This is a genomic window from Micromonospora arborensis (assembly GCF_003205615.1).
Taxonomy (GTDB): Bacteria; Actinomycetota; Actinomycetes; order Mycobacteriales; family Micromonosporaceae; genus Micromonospora; species Micromonospora arborensis.
On sequence record NZ_PYBV01000019.1, the window covers coordinates 236753 to 253653 of the forward strand.

A 16901-nucleotide genomic window follows, 5' to 3' on the forward strand; every position below is an offset into this window, starting at 1 on the left:
CGTCCCTCCGTCAGCGTGGCGCGGCACCTCCAGCGCCCACCGGCGCGACCGACGCCCGCGTGCTACGGGCCGGTCGGACGAACCAGGCCAGGACGACGCTCACCACGAAAACCACCAGAAGGTACGCACCGAGTGTAGCCAGCCCGGCACCTGCCGTGCCGACAATCGCCGCGAGGGCCAGCAGCGCCGAGCGCCCCTCCCAGCCCAGCGTGGCCCCGTGCAGAGGCGGTGCCGCCTGCCGTTTCTCCAACCGGGCGGTCAGGTCGTAGTGGTGCACGGTGAGCACGAAAACGTACCCGAAGATCAGCCAACCCGGCACGTCGCCGACCACCCCGACCGCGATGGCGAACAGGTACTCGGCGGCCCGCAGTGCCGCGGGCACCAGCCAGTCCAGCGGCCCGTTGTGCGCCGCGCCGGCACCCAGGCCACCGACCAGCAGCACCAGCAGCGCCACCGGCACCGCCCAGCGCAGCCCGGCGGGCGCGTCGCTCAGCAACGCCGCGACCAGCAGCACCGCCGGGCCGAGCGCGGCGATCACCGCCAGGGTGAGCGGCCCCATCGGGCGGACCACCGGCAGCCGGCGGGCCAGCGGGCCGTCGTCGCGGTGCAGGGTGGCGTCGACCGTGTCCAGCACCGGCACCCACATCCAGCGGGCGCGCAGCGTCCGCAGCGCCCCGGTGTACGCGAACGCCAACGCACCCCAGACCAGCACCGCGATCAGGCTGACCAGCGGGTTGAACAGCGCCACGGTCAGCGCGATGAGCGCCCACCGCTCACCGATCGGGAAGACGACGGTCCGCTTCAGCCAGTAGGACACCGAGCCGGTGTCGGCCTGCACCCGGGTCGACGCCGCGTTGAGCCGGTCGCCGATCCCACCGCCGGCACCCGTCGGCGTACGCGGTCGACGGGCCGCCTCGTCGTGCAGCACCCCGTACCAGGTGTCGGTCATGTGCCGGACGGTCTGCAAGGTCATCGCCGCGATCGCGAGCGCCCACCCGTTGCCCAGCCCGGCGTGGCTGACCCCGAAGCCCAGACCGGCGTAGACCAGGTATTCCTTGGCCCGGTCCGCCATCGTGTCCAGCCAGCCACCCCAGGCGCTGAAGTGCCGGGTGTAGCGGGCCAACTGGCCGTCCACGCAGTCCAGCACGAAGCCGAGGTAGAGCAGCACCGCACCGCCGACCAGCGCGGGTCGCCCACCGACCCCGAACAGCACCGCCGCGGCCAGCGCGAAGAGCACCGAGATCGCCGTCACCCCGGTCGGAGTGAGCCGGAGCCGGGCCGACAACCGCACCACCTGCGGCGACCAGGTGCTGACGAAGTAGGTGGTGAAGAAGTCGTCCTTCTCCTTCACCGACAGCCGCAGCTCGGCCCGATCTTCGTCGACCGCGCTCACCGCCGCCTCGGCAGCGGCGAGCCCGGAGGCGTCCTCGACCCGGTGCGCGACGAGCAGGCGTACCCGCTGGGCGAAGATCAGGGTGCCGAGCGCCGCGAGGCCCGCGAAGAGCCGGTCCACGGCGGGCCCGGGGCCACCCGCCGCCCGCGCCGCCGCGGCGAGGGTCGGGAGGTCGTCCACGCCGACCCGCAGCGCGCCGCCGAACACGCCGGTGGCGTCCCCGTCGAGGGCGTCCACCGCGCCGGCGTCGACCACCTGGCCGCGTTCCTCCCGCACGGCGCTCCGCCCGGGCACCGGCGGGTCGCCGAGCACCAGCGTCACCGTCGGGCCCACCGGGCTGGTGGCCAGGTGCCGCAGTACGGCGGTGTGCGCGACCAGGTCCGTTCCGGTGATCAGAACGGGGGCGGTGGCGGTGTCGACGAGCGCGGCCAACTCGTCGAGGTCGGCGGCGAAGCGCACCTCGTCCGCCCCGGCCCGGCGCATCTGCGCGGCCAGGCGGTCGGCCAGCGACTCTCCGGTCGCGGTGGTCAGGCCCGCCGCGGGCGTCCCGGCGGCGAGCACGATCGCGAGCGTCACCGCGGAACCGCGGCGTGGTACGCGTCGAGTGCCTCGGCGATGGTGCCGTCGAGCGTCAACCGGCCCGCGTCGAGGTACAACCCCCGACGGCAGAACCGGGTCAGGTCCTTTTCGTTGTGTGACACCAGCACCAGTGTGCGCCCCTCCCCGAGCAGACGATCAATTGTCGCGTAGCACTTCTTGCGGAACTCCGCGTCTCCGACCGCGGTCACCTCGTCCATCAGCAGGATCGGGTGCGGCAGGTGCGAGATGATCGCGAAGCCCAGCCGTACCTTCATCCCCGACGAGTAGTGCCGCACCGACGTGTCGATGGCCCGTTCCACCTGCTCACCGGCGAACTCGACGATCTCGTCGAAGTGCCGCTTCAGATAGCTCGTCGACAGTCCGTGCAGCCCACCGACCAGGTGCAGGTTCTCCCGCCCGGTCAGGTCGTTGGAGAAACCGGCGGACAACTCCAGCAACGGTGCCACCGCACCGTGCACCCGGATGGTGCCCTCGTCCGGGATGAGCACCCCGGCGATCAGCCGCAGCAGGGTGCTCTTGCCGGTGCCGTTGCGGCCGATCACTCCGATGGTCTCGCCGGGCTCGACGGTGAACGACACGTCGCGCAGCGGCCAGAACTGGCCGGGCAGGGCGCCACGCCCACCCCGGTGGATGAACAGCTCCCGCAGCCGCAGTTGGCGGCGACGGTTGCGGACGAACCGGATGCCCAGGCCGTCGGCCTCGATGATCGGCGCGGCCATCAGAGTTCCTTGAGCACGGCGGGTTCCAACCGGCGGAACGACCACCAGCCGGCGGCCAGCACCAGCAGGCTGCCGACGACCGTGCTGGCGAGCAGTCGGGCGTCCGGGAACTCGTCCGGGTACCAGATCGCGTGGTGCAGTTGGAAGATCCCGACCAGCGGGTTCAACTCGTACACCACCTTCAGCCAACCGGGCAGGCCGGACTCCCGGACCAGGCTGAGCGGATAGATGATCGGCGTGGCGTAGAAGAGCACCCGGATGATCAACCGCATGAACCGTTCCACGTCGCGCATCAGCACGTTCCACGCGGACAGCAGCAGTGCGAGCCCGGTCAACAGGATCCCCTGGAGCGCCACCGCGAGCGGGAGGGAGAGCAGCGACCAGCCCGGGTGGATCCGACCGTGCACCGCGTAGATCACCGCGATGCCGATCAGGATCGGCAGGCCGGCCGCGTACTCGGCGAACCGGCCGGTGACCCGGCCGATCGGGAAGACCTGCCGCGGCACGTTCATCGTGGTGATCAGCCGGGACTGGCCGGTCAGCGCGTTCGTCGCCTCGCTCAGCGCCGAACTGGTCCACATCCAGGCGAAGATCCCGGTGATCAGGAACAGCGGGTACGACCCGGCCGCCTCGCCGAGGTGCCGACCGGTGTCGGAGGAGTAGAGCACCCCGAACACGAACCAGTAGATGGCGCCCATGCCGAGCGGCTCGATCAACGACCAGAAGTAGCCCAGCACCGACTGCTGGTACTTGACCGCCAGGTCCCGCCTGACCAGGATGCGCAGCGAGTTACGGTGCGACCACAGGGCCGCGACGCCAGAGGTCACCGCGAGCCTCCCGCCTCCTGAAACGGACGACAGGTTAGCAGTCGGTGAACGAATGCCCCGAATCAGCCGGACTCAGCACTCGATCACGTTGACGGCCAGACCGCCACGCGCCGTCTCCTTGTATTTGACCTTCATGTCGGCGCCCGTCTCCCGCATGGTCTTGATGACCTTGTCCAGCGAGACCTTGTGCACACCGTCGCCGCGCAGCGCCAGCCGGGCGGCCGTGATCGCCTTGATGCTAGCCACCGCGTTCCGCTCGATGCAGGGGATCTGCACCAGGCCACCCACCGGGTCACAGGTCAACCCGAGGTTGTGCTCCATCCCGATCTCGGCCGCGTTCTCGACCTGCTCCGGGGTGCCACCGAGCGCCTCGGCCAGCCCAGCCGCCGCCATCGAACACGCCGAGCCAACCTCACCCTGGCAGCCGACCTCCGCGCCGGAGATCGACGCGTTCTCCTTGAACAGCACGCCGATCGCGCCGGCCGCCAGCAGGAACCGCACGACGCCGTCATCATCGGCGCCCGGCACGAACCGGGTGTAGTAGTGCAGCACCGCCGGAATGATCCCGGCCGCGCCGTTGGTCGGCGCGGTGACCACCCGACCACCCGCGGCGTTCTCCTCGTTGACCGCGAGGGCGAACAGCGTCACCCAGTCCATCGCGTGCAGCGGGTCGGCCGTCCCGGCGTCCGCCTCCAGGCCACGCCGCAGCTCCGCCGCGCGCCGCCGGACCTTCAACCCCCCAGGGAGTACGCCGTCCCGCTCGCAACCAGCCTGCACGCACTCCTGCATGACCCGCCAGATCTCCAGCAGGCCGGCCCGGATGTCCGCCTCGCTGCGCCAGGAACGCTCGTTGGCCAGCATCACCTCGCTGATCGACAGGCCGGTCGCGGTGGTCTGCGCCAGCAGTTGCGCCCCGGTCAGGAAGGGGTACCGCACCGCCGTGCTGTCCGGCTTGATCCGGTCCGCCCCGGCCGCCGCCTCGTCCACCACGAAACCGCCACCGACGGAGTAGTAGGTGCGGCTGCGCACCTCGACGCCGTCACGGTCGTACGCCACGAAGGTCATCCCGTTCGGGTGGTACGGCAGCGAACGGCGGCGGTGCAGCGTCAGATCCCGGTCCGGGTCGAAGTCGATCTCGTGCGCGTCCAGGATGTTGATCCGCCGCTCGGCCCGGATCCGCTCCACCCGAGAGCCGACGGTGTCCGTGTCGACCGTCTCCGGGGACTCGCCGGCCAACCCGAGCAGCACCGCCCGGTCGCTGCCGTGGCCGTGCCCGGTGGCGCCCAGCGAGCCGAACAGCTCAGCCTGCACCCGCGCGGTGTCGGTCAGCAACCCGTCGGCCTTGAGCCCGGCCACGAACGTGCGCGCGGCCCGCATCGGCCCCACCGTGTGCGAGCTGGACGGCCCGATGCCGACACTGAAAAGGTCGAAAACACTGATCATGGCTGCGCTTCCTCGCCGTCGGTCCGGCGTACGGGAACCGACCCGATCGTGACCACCGATCTGGCGGCCCCGCTCGTGGCTGTGTGGTGCCGGTCACCCGGGGGTGTGGGTGCCCGATCAGCCAGCCTACCCGCCCAGCTCAGCGCCCAACCGGCCGCTCGAACGCAGGTACCCGACCGTCGCCTGCCCGCCACCGGATGATCACACTCGATCCACCCGGCCCGAGGCCACTACATCCAGGTTCGAGTGGCCTCCGCCGCCCCCGAAGCCACTACATCCAGGATCGAGCACGATCTTGACCGGCTTCGGCTGCGGGTTCTTGACCGGCTTCGGGTTCGGCTTCGGGGCGTCGGGGAGGGGCTGCCGGGGTAATGCACCTACGGGTCCACGGGTTGCCGATCCTCCTCGGGACTGAGGGCGAGCTGGCCACCCCTGTCTACCGTGGATTGCAGACGCGGCGCACCGCCGCAGAGTGGGAGTACGACGATGAGTCGCAAACTGGTCCGACCCCGCGAGGGACGCATGATCGCCGGTGTCTGCGCCGGCCTGGCTCGCCGGTTCAACATGTCGCCGTTCATGGTTCGGCTTCTGTTCCTGCTGTCCCTGCTACTGCCCGGCACCCAGGTGATCGTCTACCTCGTGCTGTGGGTCCTGATGCCGAACGAGGACCGCTACCTGGCCTCCACCCAGCACTGATCCTCGCCGCCCCACCGCCCCACCGCCCCACTGATCCCCCGCCCCACTGATCCACTCCGTTTCGGCGACGTGGGGGTATCCCGGCACCGTGATACCCCCGGGTCGCCGATGTCGTGTCGATCATGCTGAACGCCGAACGCGGCTGAGCACACGCTCGATCGGTGGCGCACGGCTGGTCGGGCAGGCCGGAATGGAAGCGCCCGCTCCGACGACAGTCGGAGCGGGCGCTTCGGCGTTACGGGGTGTGGCAGCTCAGGGTGCCGTGTAGGTGACCGTGATCTGCTGGAAGCCGAGAGAGCGCAGCAGCCCCTCCAGCATCTTGCGGGTGTTGTCCTGCGCTCGGGCGGCGAGCCCGCTGTCCCGGGCGGCGCTGGTGATCCGGTCCTCGGCGAGCAGGTAGATCTGCTGCTGTCGGTTGGGATCGTTGCCGACCAGGTCACCGAGCCGGTTGAGCAGACCACGCTGCTCGGCGAAGACGTAGCTCTTCTCCATGTCGAGGTTGGTCTCGCCGAGCTGCGGCGCGGGCAGCTTGATCTCGACGGACTTGCCGTCGGCGGACTGGACGATGGCACCCTCACCGATCTTGGTGAAGTCGACGTACGCCTCGACGCTGCCGGCACCGACGAACAGGGTGCGCTCGTTGAGCAGGAAGTCTGGAACGTTGCGCCGGTCGTTCTGGGTGTCGACCACGACCTGGAAGTTGCCCTCGGCTGCCACGTAGCGGCTGAGGTCCTGGATCGACTTCAGCAGCGGCGGCTGGCTGCGGTCGGTCTGCTCCTTGGCGAACGGGTTGCGGAACTCCGGCAGGAAGCCGGTCGCCTGAATGCCGAGCAGCACGACAACGGCCAGTGCGGCAGCGCCGAGCAGCAGGAGCAGGCCACGCGCCGTCCCACCACCACCGGTCGTCGGGCCGCCGGAGCCGTCAAAATTTCCGGAGCCCCCGGAGCCCCCCGGTGTATCCGTGGTCGGCTCGGGTGTCGCGGCCGACCGCTCCTTGAGATCGTCGCCGGTCGGGTAACCGGGGAACTCCCTCGTGGGCTCGTTGATGCCAGCGTCGCGGGCCATCACGCTCACCGTCCTCGTCAGACACGTCGTCTGTCAATGACGGTACGGCCCCCGTACGACAGTCGCGCGTCGAGCGGACGAAAAACGTAAACGGGCAGGTCAGGCGAAAGCGGAGAGCCCGGTGAGCCGCTGCCCGACGACCAGTTGGTGGATCTCGGAGGTGCCCTCGTACGTCAGCACGCTCTCCAGGTTGTTGGCGTGCCGCATCACCGGGTACTCACCGGAGACGCCGTTGGCGCCGAGGATGGTGCGGCACTGCCGGGCGATGGCCAGCGCCTCCCGCACGTTGTTCAGCTTGCCCACGCTGACCTGCTCGGGCCGCAACCGGTGGGCGTCGGCGAGCCGGCCCAGGTGCAGCGCGAGCAGTTGCCCCTTCACCAGCTCGACGGCCATGTCGGCGAGTTTCGCCTGGGTGAGTTGGAAGCCGGCCAGCGGGCGGCCGAACTGGGTGCGGGTGGTGGCGTACGCCAGGGTGGTTTCCAGACAGTCACGGGCGGCGCCGACCGAGCCCCAGACGATGCCGTACCTGGCCTCGGTGAGGCAGCTCAGGGGTGCCTTGAGCCCGATCGCCTCGGGAAGTCGGGCGTCCGCCGGGAGCCGGACGTCGTCGAGCACGATCTCGCCGGTCACCGACGCGCGCAGCGACATCTTGCGGCGGATCTCCCGGGCCGTGACACCGGGTGTGTCCATGGGGACGAGGAAGCCGCGGACGCCCTCGTCGGTGCGCGCCCAGATCACCGCGACGTCGGCGATCGGCGCGTTGGTGATCCACATCTTTCCGCCGGTGAGCACCCAGTCGTCGCCGTCGCGGCGGGCCCGGGTGGCCATCGACGCAGGGTCGGAGCCGTGGTCCGGTTCGGTCAGGCCGAAGCAGCCGATCGCCTCGCCGGTGGCCATCGACGGCAGCCAGTGTTGCTTCTGCTCCTCGTTGCCGTAGCGCCAGATGGCGAACATGGCGAGCGAGCCCTGCACCGAGACCAGGGAACGGACGCCGGAGTCGGCCGCTTCCAGCTCCTGACAGGCCAGCCCGTAGGCGACCGCGGAGGCGCCGGCGCAGCCGTAGCCGGTGAGGTGCATGCCGAGCAGGCCGAGCTTGCCGAACTCGCGGGCCAGCTCCCGGGCGGGCACCCGGCCGTCCTCGTACCAGTCGGCGACGTGCGGGCGCACCCGGTCGTCGAGGAGTTGGCGGACGACGTCGCGGATCTGTCGCTCTTCGTCGGTGAGCGACGGGTCCAGATCGAGCAGGTCCAGCGGAGCGGTCATGGACGCCACCCTAACGAAGGTTCAGCGAGCGACAGAAGGGCTCGTCACTCGATCGGCTCGGAGAGCACCAGCACCCGCGCGTGGATCTGGTTGCGCTGTTGCAGGGCGGCACGCAACGCCCGGTGCAGCCCGTCCTCCAGGTAGAGCCCGCCGTTCCACTGCACCACGTGCGGGAAGAGGTCACCGTAGAAGGTGGAGTCCTCGGCGAGGAGCTTGTCGAGCGCCAACTCACGCTTGGTGGTGATCATCTGGTCCAGACGCAGCGGACGGGGCGGGATCTCCGCCCACTGCTTCAGGGTCAGGTTGTGCTCCGGGTAGGGACGCCCGTCCCGGACCGCTCTGAAGATCACGACGGCACGCTCCCCTCCCCGTGGCCGGGCCGACCGACAGCGCCGAGCCGGGCCGCGGCGGGCACCGCGCGGCGCGGCACCGATGACCGTGCCAGCCTAGCCGCCCAGCGCACGCTGCGTTCTGCTCCCTGATGTCAGTTTCGCTACCGATCGTCCGATCCTCAACCGGACGAACAGGACGTCATTCTCAGCTCCACCGGCCGCGCCGCACCACCTCGTCCACTCCGCGACGCCCACGGCGCAGCGACGGTGACCGATGGTCGGGTGCCCGGTAACCGATTGTGACGGCTCCGATGGGTTGGTACTCCGCCGGCACGCCGAACGCGTCCCGGTAGGAGGCGAGCCGCTGCGGCGCGATGCCGAAGAAACACGCCCCCAGCCCCTCGTCCACGGCGGTGAGCAGCATCAGCATCGCGGCGAATCCCGTGTCCACGTGCCAGTACGGCACCGACCAGCGGTCGGTCGACCGGTCCGTCCAACCCTTGTCCGGCTCCGCGTAGCGCTGCAGATAGGCCGACTCGTTGGCGTGCGGCACCACGATCAGGGGCGCACGGCGCATCCCCGCCAGCCAACGCTCCCGACCACCACCCTCGGGTGTGGTCGCGGCCCAGAACCGCTCCCGGTCGGCCGGCTCCTCCAGCACCAGGAAACCCCAGCCCTGGGCGAACCCGGCCGACGGCGCGCGGACCGCGTGGTCGAGCAGCCGGTCCACCACGTCGGGCGGGACCGGGCGGTCCGGGTCGTAGTTGCGCACCATCCGCCGACGCCGGACGACCTCGGCGAACTCCATCAGGCCCCGGGCCGGATGCCCCAGGCACCCCGCCAGGTCGTGCCGGGCTTGAGCGTGAGCACGTCCTTGCCCGAGCGGAACGCGTCCGGTGGGCAGGTCATCGGCTCGATCGCCACCGAGCGGCGGTGCCGCTCACCGACGAGCGCATCCCCGGTGAACACCTGCCACCAGCCGAACTCCGCGTCCGCCCAGATGCTCACCCCCGCCGAAGCGTCCGGCGCGGACAGGCTCACCGACGAGCCCCCGTCGGCGTCGCGGATCACCTGGCCGAAGCAGAGGTCCAACTCGGCGGCACCGATCCGGCGTGGGCTGGTCCAGTCGTACTCGGTGCCGGCCACCGGCGTCGCGCCGACCGGCAGCAGCCGGCCGTCCACCAACAGCCGGGTCTGTGCCGGCAGCCGCATCACCAGGTCGTCGACCGCGACGCCGGGCAACTGCAGGTACGGGTGCACGGAGAAGCCGAACGGCGCGACCTCCCCGCCGATGTTGGTCACCTCGTGCTCGGCGCGCAGCCCGTCCGCGCTGACGCTCCACCGGCTGACCAACCGCAACGGCCACGGGTAGCCGGGCTGCGGCGGAAGGTCGTAGCCGACCGTCACCGCGTCCTCGGACTGCTCCAACAGACGCCACGGCACCCAGTTGACCAGCCCGTGGATGGCCACGTGCCGCTCCGGTTCGGTCAGCGGGAGCTGGTGCGTCCGCTCCCCGAACGAGTAGCGGCCGTCGCGGATCCGGTTCGGCCAGGGTGCCAGCACCTGCCCGGTGCAGCCGGGGCAGACCTCGTCGGTCTGGTACCCGTCGACCAGGTCGACGCCGTCGTGCCGGTACGTCCGAAGCCCACCGCCCACCTCCACGATGACGGCCTCGTGGCCGGCGGCGGAGATGGTCCACTGGGCGCCGGAGAACGGGCGCTGCTCGGGGCTTTCCATGTCGGCGACCCTAACCGGTCATGTCCGGTCACCGCTCGACGCCGTCGCCGCCCGGTAGCGCAGCAGTGCCGGGAACGCGACCGCGAGCACCACCACGAGGACCGCCGAGGCGAGGCCACCAGCCACCCAGGCCACCCCGCCACCGAACCCGGCGGCCATGGTGCCGGCTCGCAGATCGCCCAGCCGCGGGCCACCCGCCACCACGACCGTGTTGACGCCCTGAAGCCGGCCGCGCATCCGGTCCGGCGCGTAGACCAGCATCATCGACTGGCGCAGCACCGCGCTCACCAGGTCGGCGGCGCCGGCGACGGCGAGCAGCAGGACCATCAGCCAGAGCTGGTGGGCCAACCCCGCCGCGGCGATCGCGACTCCCCAGGCGACGACGGCGAGCACCAGGCCGAGCCCCTGCCGGCGGAGCCGGCCGATCCAGCCGGAGGTCAGCCCTCCGACCATCGAGCCGATCGCGATGGCGCTGTAGAGCAGCCCGACCGCCCCGCCGCCGCCGAACCGCTCGTGCGCGATCTCCGGGAAGAGCGCCCGCGGCATGGCGAGGATCATCGCGATCAGATCCACCCCGAAGGACAGCAGGAGTACGGGTGTGGTGGCGAGGTAGCGGAACCCGTCGATCACGCTGGCGAGGCCGGCACGGCGGGCCTGACCGTCGGTGGTCGGCTCGGGCGGCAGCGCGGGCAGGCGCAGCGCCGCCCAGAGCATCGCGGTGAACAGCACCGCGTCCACGCCGTACGCGATGGGCAGGACGACAGTGGTGTCCGGCGAGGCGGAGAGGATCAGGCCGGCGACGAGCGGGCCGGCGACCGAGGCCGCGGTGAAGGTCGTGTAGTTGAGCGTGCTGGCGGCCGGCACCAGATCGTCCGGCACCAGCCGGGGCAGCATGGCGCTGCGGGCCGGCGCGGTGATCGCGAACGCCACCGACTGCAGCGCCATCAACGCCAACAGCAGCACCGGGCTGCCCACGTTCAGCAACGCCTGGGCCAGCAGCCCGAGGGTGGACGCCCAGAGCAGCACCGACCCGCCGAGCAGCACGGCACGGCGGTCACGGGCGTCGGCGACCGCGCCGCCCCAGAGACCGAAGATCAGCAACGGTACGAAGGCCGCCACGCCCAGCAGGCCCACCCAGAACGAGTCCCGGGTCAGGGCGTACATCTCCACCGGAACCGCGACGGCGGTGAACTGGAAACCGAACATCGCCACGGTGTTGCCGAGCCAGAGCCGCCGGTACGCGGGCACCCGCAGCGGACGTACGTCGATCGCCCAGCGGCGCAGTCCGCGCGGCCGAGCCTCCTGCACACCCGTCACGGCGCCAACCGCTCGACGATCCAGCCACCCTGGTCGAGGTGGCGGAAGCGGAGCCGGTCGTGCAACCGGCCGGCCCGGCCCTGCCAGAACTCCACCGACTCGGGTCGGACCCGCAACCCACCCCAGTGCGGCGGGGTCGGGATCTCCGCCTCGTCGGCGAACCGCCCGGTCACCTCCTGGTAGCGCTCCTCCAGCGCCGCCCGGCCCGGGACCACCTGCGACTGCGGGCTGGCCCAGGCACCCAGTTGGGAGGCGCGCGGCCGGCTGGCGAAGTACGCCTCACTCATCGCGCGGTCCACGTGCGTCACCTGCCCGGCGACCACCACCTGACGCTGCATGGCGAACCACGGAAAGACCAGGCTGGCGTACGGGTTGGCGGACGCCTCGACGCCCTTGCGCGACAGGTGGTTGGTGAAGAAGACGAACCCCTCCGGGTCGTACCCCTTCAGCAGCACCGTCCGTCCGCTCGGCCGTCCGGCCGAATCCGCGGTGCCCACCACCATCGCGTTGGGTTCGGACAGCCCGAAAGCCACCGCGTCGGTGAACCACCTGTCGAACTGGGTGTACCAGTCGACGGCCAGGTCAGCCTCTGTCAGGCCCAGGTCCGCGGCGTACTCGTTACGCATCGCAGCCGGGGCGGGTGTGTCGCCCGTCACGTCCTCACTCCTTCTCGGCGACCCGGCCAACGCCCTCCCGCGCTGGCCAGACCGCACCGCCCAGTTTCGTCGAGTGGCGTCGAGAATGCGCGTCCGAAGATGTCGCGTGCAGCACAGTCGCAGCGGGTCGCGTATCCCTTACTCAGCAGGCAGTATGTTCCGAACACATCCCTGAGGGTCGCCTGAGGCGCTCGGCCGACCGGGCCGGATGAGCTGACCGGGCGCACCGACCAGATCCAGGAGAGCCACATGGCCGATTTCAAACCCGGGCTGGAGGGCGTCGTCGCCTTCGAGACCGAGATCGCCGAACCTGACCGTGAGGGTGGCGCGCTGCGCTATCGCGGCGTCGACATCGAGGATCTGATCGGCCAGGTGTCGTTCGGCAATGTGTGGGCGCTCCTGGTCGACGGCCGGTTCGGGCCGGGCCTGCCGCCGGCGGAGCCGTTCCCGGTGCCGGTGCACTCCGGTGACATCCGCGTCGACGTGCAGTCCGCGGTCGCCATGCTGGCCCCGTACTGGGGGCTCAACCAACTGCTGGACATCTCCGACGAGCAGGCCCGCGAGGACCTCGCCCGGGTCTCGGTGACCGCGCTCTCCTTCGTCGCCCAGTCCGCCCGGGGCCTCGGCCTGCCGGCGGTGCCGCAGAAGGAGATCGACAAGGCACAGACCATCGTCGAGCGGTTCATGAAGCGTTGGCGCGGCGAGCCCGACCCGCGGCACGTCAAGGCCGTCGACGCGTACTTCATCTCGGCCGCCGAGCACGGTCTGAACGCGTCCACCTTCACCGCTCGCATCGTCGCCTCGACCGGCGCGGACGCGGCTGCCTGCATCTCCTCCGGCATCGGCGCCCTCTCCGGCCCGCTGCACGGCGGCGCCCCGTCCCGGGTGCTCAGCATGCTGGAGGCGGTGGAGCGCAGCGGCGACGCGGAGGGCTACGTCAAGGGCGTGCTCGATCGCGGTGAGCGGTTGATGGGCTTCGGCCACCGCGTCTACCGGGCCGAGGACCCGCGCGCCCGGGTGCTCCGGCGCACGGCGAAGGAGCTGGGTGCGCCGCGCTTCGAGATCGCCGAGGCGCTGGAGAAGGCCGCCCTCGCCGAGTTGCAGGCCCGCCGCCCGGACCGGGTGCTGGCCACCAACGTCGAGTTCTGGTCGGCCGTCGTACTGGACTTCGCCGAGGTGCCGGCGCACATGTTCACCTCGATGTTCACCTGCGCACGGATGGGCGGCTGGAGCGCGCACATCCTGGAGCAGAAGCGCCTGCAGCGGCTGGTCCGCCCGTCCGCCCGCTACCTGGGCCCGGAGACCCGCAAGCCGTCCGACGTCGAGGGCTGGGCGGCCATCCCGCACGGCGTCTGAGCGGTACCGAAGGGGCCCCACTCATCGCCTGGCGATGGGCGGGGCCCCTTTTGACGTACAGCAAGGGGCTGCCGCCGAGGTGTGGCGAAGGACTCAGCCCAGCCCTCGGGGGCCCGGCTTGCACCGATGGGTCCGAGTGCGAGGATGAGGGCCGGCAGTGTCGCCGGGCCCGCCCTCGCCCTTGCGGAAGGATCTTCAAGATCGTGGCTGACGCACCGACCATCCGGATTCCCGATGAGATCAAGCCCGCCGACGGACGCTTCGGCTGCGGCCCGTCCAAGGTCCGCCCAGCGGCCGTGTCCGCACTTGCCGAGGTCGCGACCAGCTACCTGGGCACCTCGCACCGGCAGAAGACGGTCCGCGACCAGGTGTCCCGGCTGCGCTCCGGCATCGCCGAGTTCTTCTCGTTGCCCGAGGGCTACGAGGTCGTGATCGGCAACGGTGGCACCACCGCGTTCTGGGAGGTCGCCACCTTCGGCCTGATCCGCGACCGGGCCCAGTTCGCCAGCTTCGGCGAGTTCGGTGCCAAGTTCGCCAAGTCGGTCAAGGACGCGCCGTTCCTGGGCGAGCCGACCGTCCGCAAGGCCGACGCGGGCAGCGCGCCGACCCTCGTCGCCGAGTCCGGCGTGGACGCGTACGCGACGCCCCAGAACGAGACGTCGACGGGTGTGGCCGTCCCGATCAGCCGGGTGGCCGGCGCCGACGAGGGCGCGCTGCTGCTGGTCGACGCGACCTCCGGGGCGGGGGGCCTGGAGGTCAACGTCGGCGAGACCGACGTCTACTACTTCGCTCCGCAGAAGTGCTTCGGCTCCGACGGCGGTCTCTGGCTGGCCCTGATGTCACCGGCCGCACTGGATCGCGCCGCCGAGATCAAGGCGTCCGGGCGCTACATCCCCGCCTTCCTCGACCTGGTCACCGCGATCGACAACTCGCGGCTGGAGCAGACCTACAACACCCCGGCGCTGGCCACCATCTTCCTGGCCGCGGAGCAGACCGACTGGATGAACGCGCAGGGTGGCCTGGCCTGGGCGGCCAAGCGCACCGCCGAGAGCGCCGCCACGGTGTACGGCTGGGCGGAGCGGTCCAGCGTGGCCAGCCCGTTCGTCGGCGACCCGGCGCTGCGGTCCAACGTGGTCGCCACGATCGACTTCGCCGACGGGGTGGACGCCACCGCGATCGCGAAGGTGCTGCGCGCCAACGGCATCGTGGACACCGAGCCGTACCGCAAGCTCGGTCGCAACCAGTTGCGGGTGGCGTTGTTCCCGGCCGTCGAGCCGGCCGATGTCGAGGCGCTGACCGCGTCCATCGACTACGTGGTCGAGCGACTCTGAGGTTCGTCACGGTCGGTGTCCGTTGGGGCTCCCACGGACACCGACCGTGATCATCGTTGCAGCTCAGTCATGACATGCGGGGTGTCGCTTCCCCCACCCCGAGGCAGATGCGCGTACGGTGGTCCGAGACGCCTGGGTGGCCGACTCGTGGCGTGCGGCCAGCGAAGCGGGACGGAGGCAACGCTATGCGCCCAGTACGCTTCGTCGCCCTCTCCGAGGACGGCCATGCCCTGGTTCTCGCTGACGAGGTCGGGCGACTGCTCGCACTACCGATCGACGACCGGATCTCGGGGGCGTTGCACGCCGAGCCCGGTGCGCCGCCGCTCGCGGTGGCGCCGACCGCGGCCGACCCGGTTCCCTCACTGTCTCCTCGGGACATTCAGGCCCGCATCCGCTCCGGTGAGTCCGCCGAGGATGTCGCCCGGATCGCCGGGGTGCCGGTCGACCGGGTGCTGCGCTACGCCGGCCCGGTTCTGCAGGAGCGGGCGATGCTCGCCCAGCACGCCCGCCGCACCCGTCTGAAGGGCGCGGAGAAGCCCACCCCGCTCGCCGAGGTGGTCAACGGTCGGCTGAGCCAGCATGGCATCGACACCGAGAAGATTTCCTGGGACGCGTACCGGCGTGACGACGGCACCTGGCGGATCATCGCCACCTGGCCGTCCGGCAAGGCCACCGCGCAGGCCATCTGGGATCTCGACAAGACCCGGCAGTCGGTCACCCCGCACGACGACATGGCGCAGTACCTGTGCGCCGAGCGGCCCACGCCGATCCTCGGCCAGGAGCCGGCGCCGGAGCGGGGCGGGCACGGCCTGCCCGGTCCGTCGCGCGGCGAGCCGAGCCGTGGTGGGCACGGGTTGCCGGCTGCGTCCGAGCACCCGCGCTCTGGCCGGGACCCGATCCGGGCCGGCCGCGACGCGCTGCTCGCCTCACTGGACCGCCCGCTCGGCGCGTCGTCGGGTCGTGGCCTTGAGCCGCGTACCCCTGCCGCTCTTGGCGGGTCGGACGCGCCCCGGCAGCGGCCGGTCGGCGGGGGCGCTGCCGCACTGCTCGGCGGCGGCCAGGGGTCGGCCTTCGACGACGACTCGGACGCACCCAAGGAGGTGCCGGCCGTGCCGTCGCTGGCGGTGCTGCGGCCCCGCCGGACGGGCGCTGCGGCCGCCGCTGGCGGCGAGGCCACCGATGCCAACGGCAAGCCGCGTAAGCGCCTGCCGAGCTGGGACGACGTGCTCTTCGGCAGCGGTCCGGCGGCGCGCGAGTCCTCCTGACGCTTCGTGTTGACGGGTGGCCGATTGCCACCCGCCAACACGAAACACGTGAGCCTCATCGACGGTCTTCGGCGTCCTCGCGGTCGAGGCCGGCGACCTCGCGTACGGCCTCGGCGACGGCCGGGAAGTCCTTCTTGAGGATCGCACCGTGGTTGCTGGCTACCTTCGCCCCGATCCGGATGTGCGGGTTCCGGGCGATCACCGCGTCGAGGCTGGCGCGGATCTGTTCCTGCTCGTCACCGCGGCTCCCCAGGGACGTCCCCGAGGCGACCACGTACCGCACCGGCACCGTGATGGTGTCCAGCACGGGGCCCAGCTCGCGCTCGCGGGAGAGCTTGCCGAGCTCGATGTTGCTGTCGGCCATCTGGTCGGCGTTCATCCGAGGGGTCAGACCGGTCGGGCGCAGCAGCGGCATGAAGAGGTTCATCCGTCGGAACATCTTGCGGATCCGTTGCGCCATGGCTTCGTCGAGCCAGTCGTGCGGGAACGCGCCGTCGACCAGGACCGCGCCCAGGGCACGCTCCGGGTTGCGGCTGGCCCAGTGCGCCCCGACAACCGCTCCGTAGGACCAGCCCACCACGAGCGCGCGGTGCACGCCCCTGGCTGCGAGGACGGCATCGACATCCCGGACGGCCGCCTCGAAGGAGTAGTCCGCTGAACGCTTCGACTTCCTGCCGCGAGCCCGCTCGTCGTAGGTGATGTGCCGCCACCCGGTGCCCAGTTCGGCGATGACCCGCCGCCAGTACCCCTGGGTGGCGAACTGGCCGTTGAGGTAGACCACGGGGACCCCGGGACCGCCGGTGTCGGTGACGGCCAGGGCCGTGTCGTCGACCGGCACCATGCCGGTCCAGGACGCACTCGTCGCGGAAGCGTTGTTCATTGCCATGTCTGCACTCCTGGT

16 protein-coding genes are annotated in these 16901 nt (G+C 71.1%); 4 read left to right on the top strand and 12 right to left on the bottom strand.

The window, feature by feature from the left end; genetic code table 11:
* Positions 1-10: 10 nt before the first annotated feature.
* The 4 genes from C7C45_RS17065 to C7C45_RS17080 form a co-directional block, all read right to left on the bottom strand.
* A complete protein-coding gene (locus tag C7C45_RS17065) occupies positions 11-1969 on the bottom strand; it encodes a DUF5941 domain-containing protein (protein ID WP_110564636.1) in 1959 nt (652 codons plus the stop codon).
* Positions 1966-2712, bottom strand: coding sequence for an ABC transporter ATP-binding protein (locus tag C7C45_RS17070; protein WP_110564637.1), 747 nt, complete (start codon positions 2710-2712; stop codon positions 1966-1968). Before C7C45_RS17070 ends, C7C45_RS17065 begins: the two co-directional genes overlap by 4 nt.
* Positions 2712-3539 (bottom strand): ABC transporter permease, encoded by an 828-nt coding sequence (locus C7C45_RS17075; protein WP_110564638.1) that lies wholly within the window; start codon positions 3537-3539, stop codon positions 2712-2714. Before C7C45_RS17075 ends, C7C45_RS17070 begins: the two co-directional genes overlap by 1 nt.
* A gap of 72 nt (positions 3540-3611) precedes the next feature.
* Entirely contained in the window at positions 3612-4982 is a 1371-nt protein-coding gene (locus tag C7C45_RS17080) for an L-serine ammonia-lyase (RefSeq protein ID WP_110564639.1), read from the bottom strand.
* A 486-nt stretch (positions 4983-5468) separates the two neighbouring features.
* On the opposite strand from C7C45_RS17080, the gene C7C45_RS17085 reads away from it, so the two are divergent.
* Positions 5469-5678, top strand: a complete 210-nt coding sequence (locus tag C7C45_RS17085; RefSeq protein WP_110564640.1) for a PspC domain-containing protein — start codon at positions 5469-5471, stop codon at positions 5676-5678.
* Between the two features lie 252 nt (positions 5679-5930).
* On the opposite strand, the gene C7C45_RS17090 is transcribed toward C7C45_RS17085, so the two are convergent.
* The 7 genes from C7C45_RS17090 to pdxH all read right to left on the bottom strand — a co-directional run bounded on the left by C7C45_RS17090 (position 5931) and on the right by pdxH (position 12018).
* Entirely contained in the window at positions 5931-6743 is an 813-nt protein-coding gene (locus C7C45_RS17090; RefSeq protein ID WP_110564641.1) for a DUF4230 domain-containing protein, read from the bottom strand.
* Between the two features lie 99 nt (positions 6744-6842).
* Complete coding sequence (locus C7C45_RS17095; protein ID WP_110564642.1) at positions 6843-8006, bottom strand: acyl-CoA dehydrogenase family protein; 1164 nt, start codon at positions 8004-8006, stop codon at positions 6843-6845.
* Between the two features lie 44 nt (positions 8007-8050).
* Entirely contained in the window at positions 8051-8356 is a 306-nt protein-coding gene (locus tag C7C45_RS17100; RefSeq protein ID WP_030329612.1) for a type II toxin-antitoxin system VapB family antitoxin, read from the bottom strand.
* Between the two features lie 187 nt (positions 8357-8543).
* Entirely contained in the window at positions 8544-9146 is a 603-nt protein-coding gene (locus C7C45_RS17105) for a nitroreductase family protein (RefSeq protein ID WP_110564643.1), read from the bottom strand.
* The gene (locus C7C45_RS17110) at positions 9146-10075 is read right to left on the bottom strand and encodes an aldose 1-epimerase family protein (RefSeq protein WP_110564644.1); all 930 of its coding nucleotides are present in this window, start codon (positions 10073-10075) and stop codon (positions 9146-9148) included. Before C7C45_RS17110 ends, C7C45_RS17105 begins: the two co-directional genes overlap by 1 nt.
* Positions 10076-10093: 18 nt before the next feature.
* Positions 10094-11392 carry an MFS transporter gene (locus tag C7C45_RS17115; protein ID WP_110564645.1) on the bottom strand — a complete coding sequence of 433 codons (1299 nt, stop codon included), beginning with the start codon at positions 11390-11392 and terminating at the stop codon, positions 10094-10096.
* On the bottom strand, positions 11389-12018 hold the full coding sequence (gene pdxH, locus C7C45_RS17120; RefSeq protein ID WP_110564646.1) for a pyridoxamine 5'-phosphate oxidase: 630 nt from the start codon (positions 12016-12018) through the stop codon (positions 11389-11391). The genes C7C45_RS17115 and pdxH overlap by 4 nt, the downstream gene beginning before the upstream one ends.
* A 279-nt stretch (positions 12019-12297) precedes the next feature.
* Here pdxH and C7C45_RS17125 point away from each other — a divergent pair, with 279 nt between their 5' ends.
* The 3 genes from C7C45_RS17125 to sepH all read left to right on the top strand — a co-directional run bounded on the left by C7C45_RS17125 (position 12298) and on the right by sepH (position 16000).
* Positions 12298-13404 carry a citrate synthase 2 gene (locus tag C7C45_RS17125; protein WP_110564647.1) on the top strand — a complete coding sequence of 369 codons (1107 nt, stop codon included), beginning with the start codon at positions 12298-12300 and terminating at the stop codon, positions 13402-13404.
* A gap of 203 nt (positions 13405-13607) precedes the next feature.
* Positions 13608-14735: a phosphoserine transaminase gene (gene serC, locus C7C45_RS17130; RefSeq protein ID WP_110564648.1), complete on the top strand. Its 1128-nt coding sequence runs from the start codon at positions 13608-13610 to the stop codon at positions 14733-14735.
* 185 nt (positions 14736-14920) lie between these two features.
* Positions 14921-16000: a septation protein SepH gene (gene sepH, locus C7C45_RS17135; RefSeq protein ID WP_110564649.1), complete on the top strand. Its 1080-nt coding sequence runs from the start codon at positions 14921-14923 to the stop codon at positions 15998-16000.
* A gap of 55 nt (positions 16001-16055) precedes the next feature.
* On the opposite strand, the gene C7C45_RS17140 is transcribed toward sepH, so the two are convergent.
* Positions 16056-16886: an alpha/beta fold hydrolase gene (locus C7C45_RS17140; RefSeq protein ID WP_110564650.1), complete on the bottom strand. Its 831-nt coding sequence runs from the start codon at positions 16884-16886 to the stop codon at positions 16056-16058.
* Between the last annotated feature and the right edge of the window lie 15 nt (positions 16887-16901).

Coding starts and splice junctions, on each gene's coding strand:
- C7C45_RS17140 (WP_110564650.1), bottom strand. CDS start 16,886: ATGGCAATGAACAACGCTTCCGCGACGAGTGCGTCCTGGACCGGCATG.
- C7C45_RS17110 (WP_110564644.1), bottom strand. CDS start 10,075: ATGGAAAGCCCCGAGCAGCGCCCGTTCTCCGGCGCCCAGTGGACCATC.
- C7C45_RS17105 (WP_110564643.1), bottom strand. CDS start 9,146: ATGGAGTTCGCCGAGGTCGTCCGGCGTCGGCGGATGGTGCGCAACTAC.
- C7C45_RS17085 (WP_110564640.1), top strand. CDS start 5,469: ATGAGTCGCAAACTGGTCCGACCCCGCGAGGGACGCATGATCGCCGGT.
- sepH (WP_110564649.1), top strand. CDS start 14,921: ATGCGCCCAGTACGCTTCGTCGCCCTCTCCGAGGACGGCCATGCCCTG.
- C7C45_RS17095 (WP_110564642.1), bottom strand. CDS start 8,006: ATGACCGCTCCGCTGGACCTGCTCGATCTGGACCCGTCGCTCACCGAC.
- C7C45_RS17080 (WP_110564639.1), bottom strand. CDS start 4,982: ATGATCAGTGTTTTCGACCTTTTCAGTGTCGGCATCGGGCCGTCCAGC.
- C7C45_RS17090 (WP_110564641.1), bottom strand. CDS start 6,743: ATGGCCCGCGACGCTGGCATCAACGAGCCCACGAGGGAGTTCCCCGGT.
- C7C45_RS17070 (WP_110564637.1), bottom strand. CDS start 2,712: ATGGCCGCGCCGATCATCGAGGCCGACGGCCTGGGCATCCGGTTCGTC.
- C7C45_RS17125 (WP_110564647.1), top strand. CDS start 12,298: ATGGCCGATTTCAAACCCGGGCTGGAGGGCGTCGTCGCCTTCGAGACC.
- pdxH (WP_110564646.1), bottom strand. CDS start 12,018: ATGCGTAACGAGTACGCCGCGGACCTGGGCCTGACAGAGGCTGACCTG.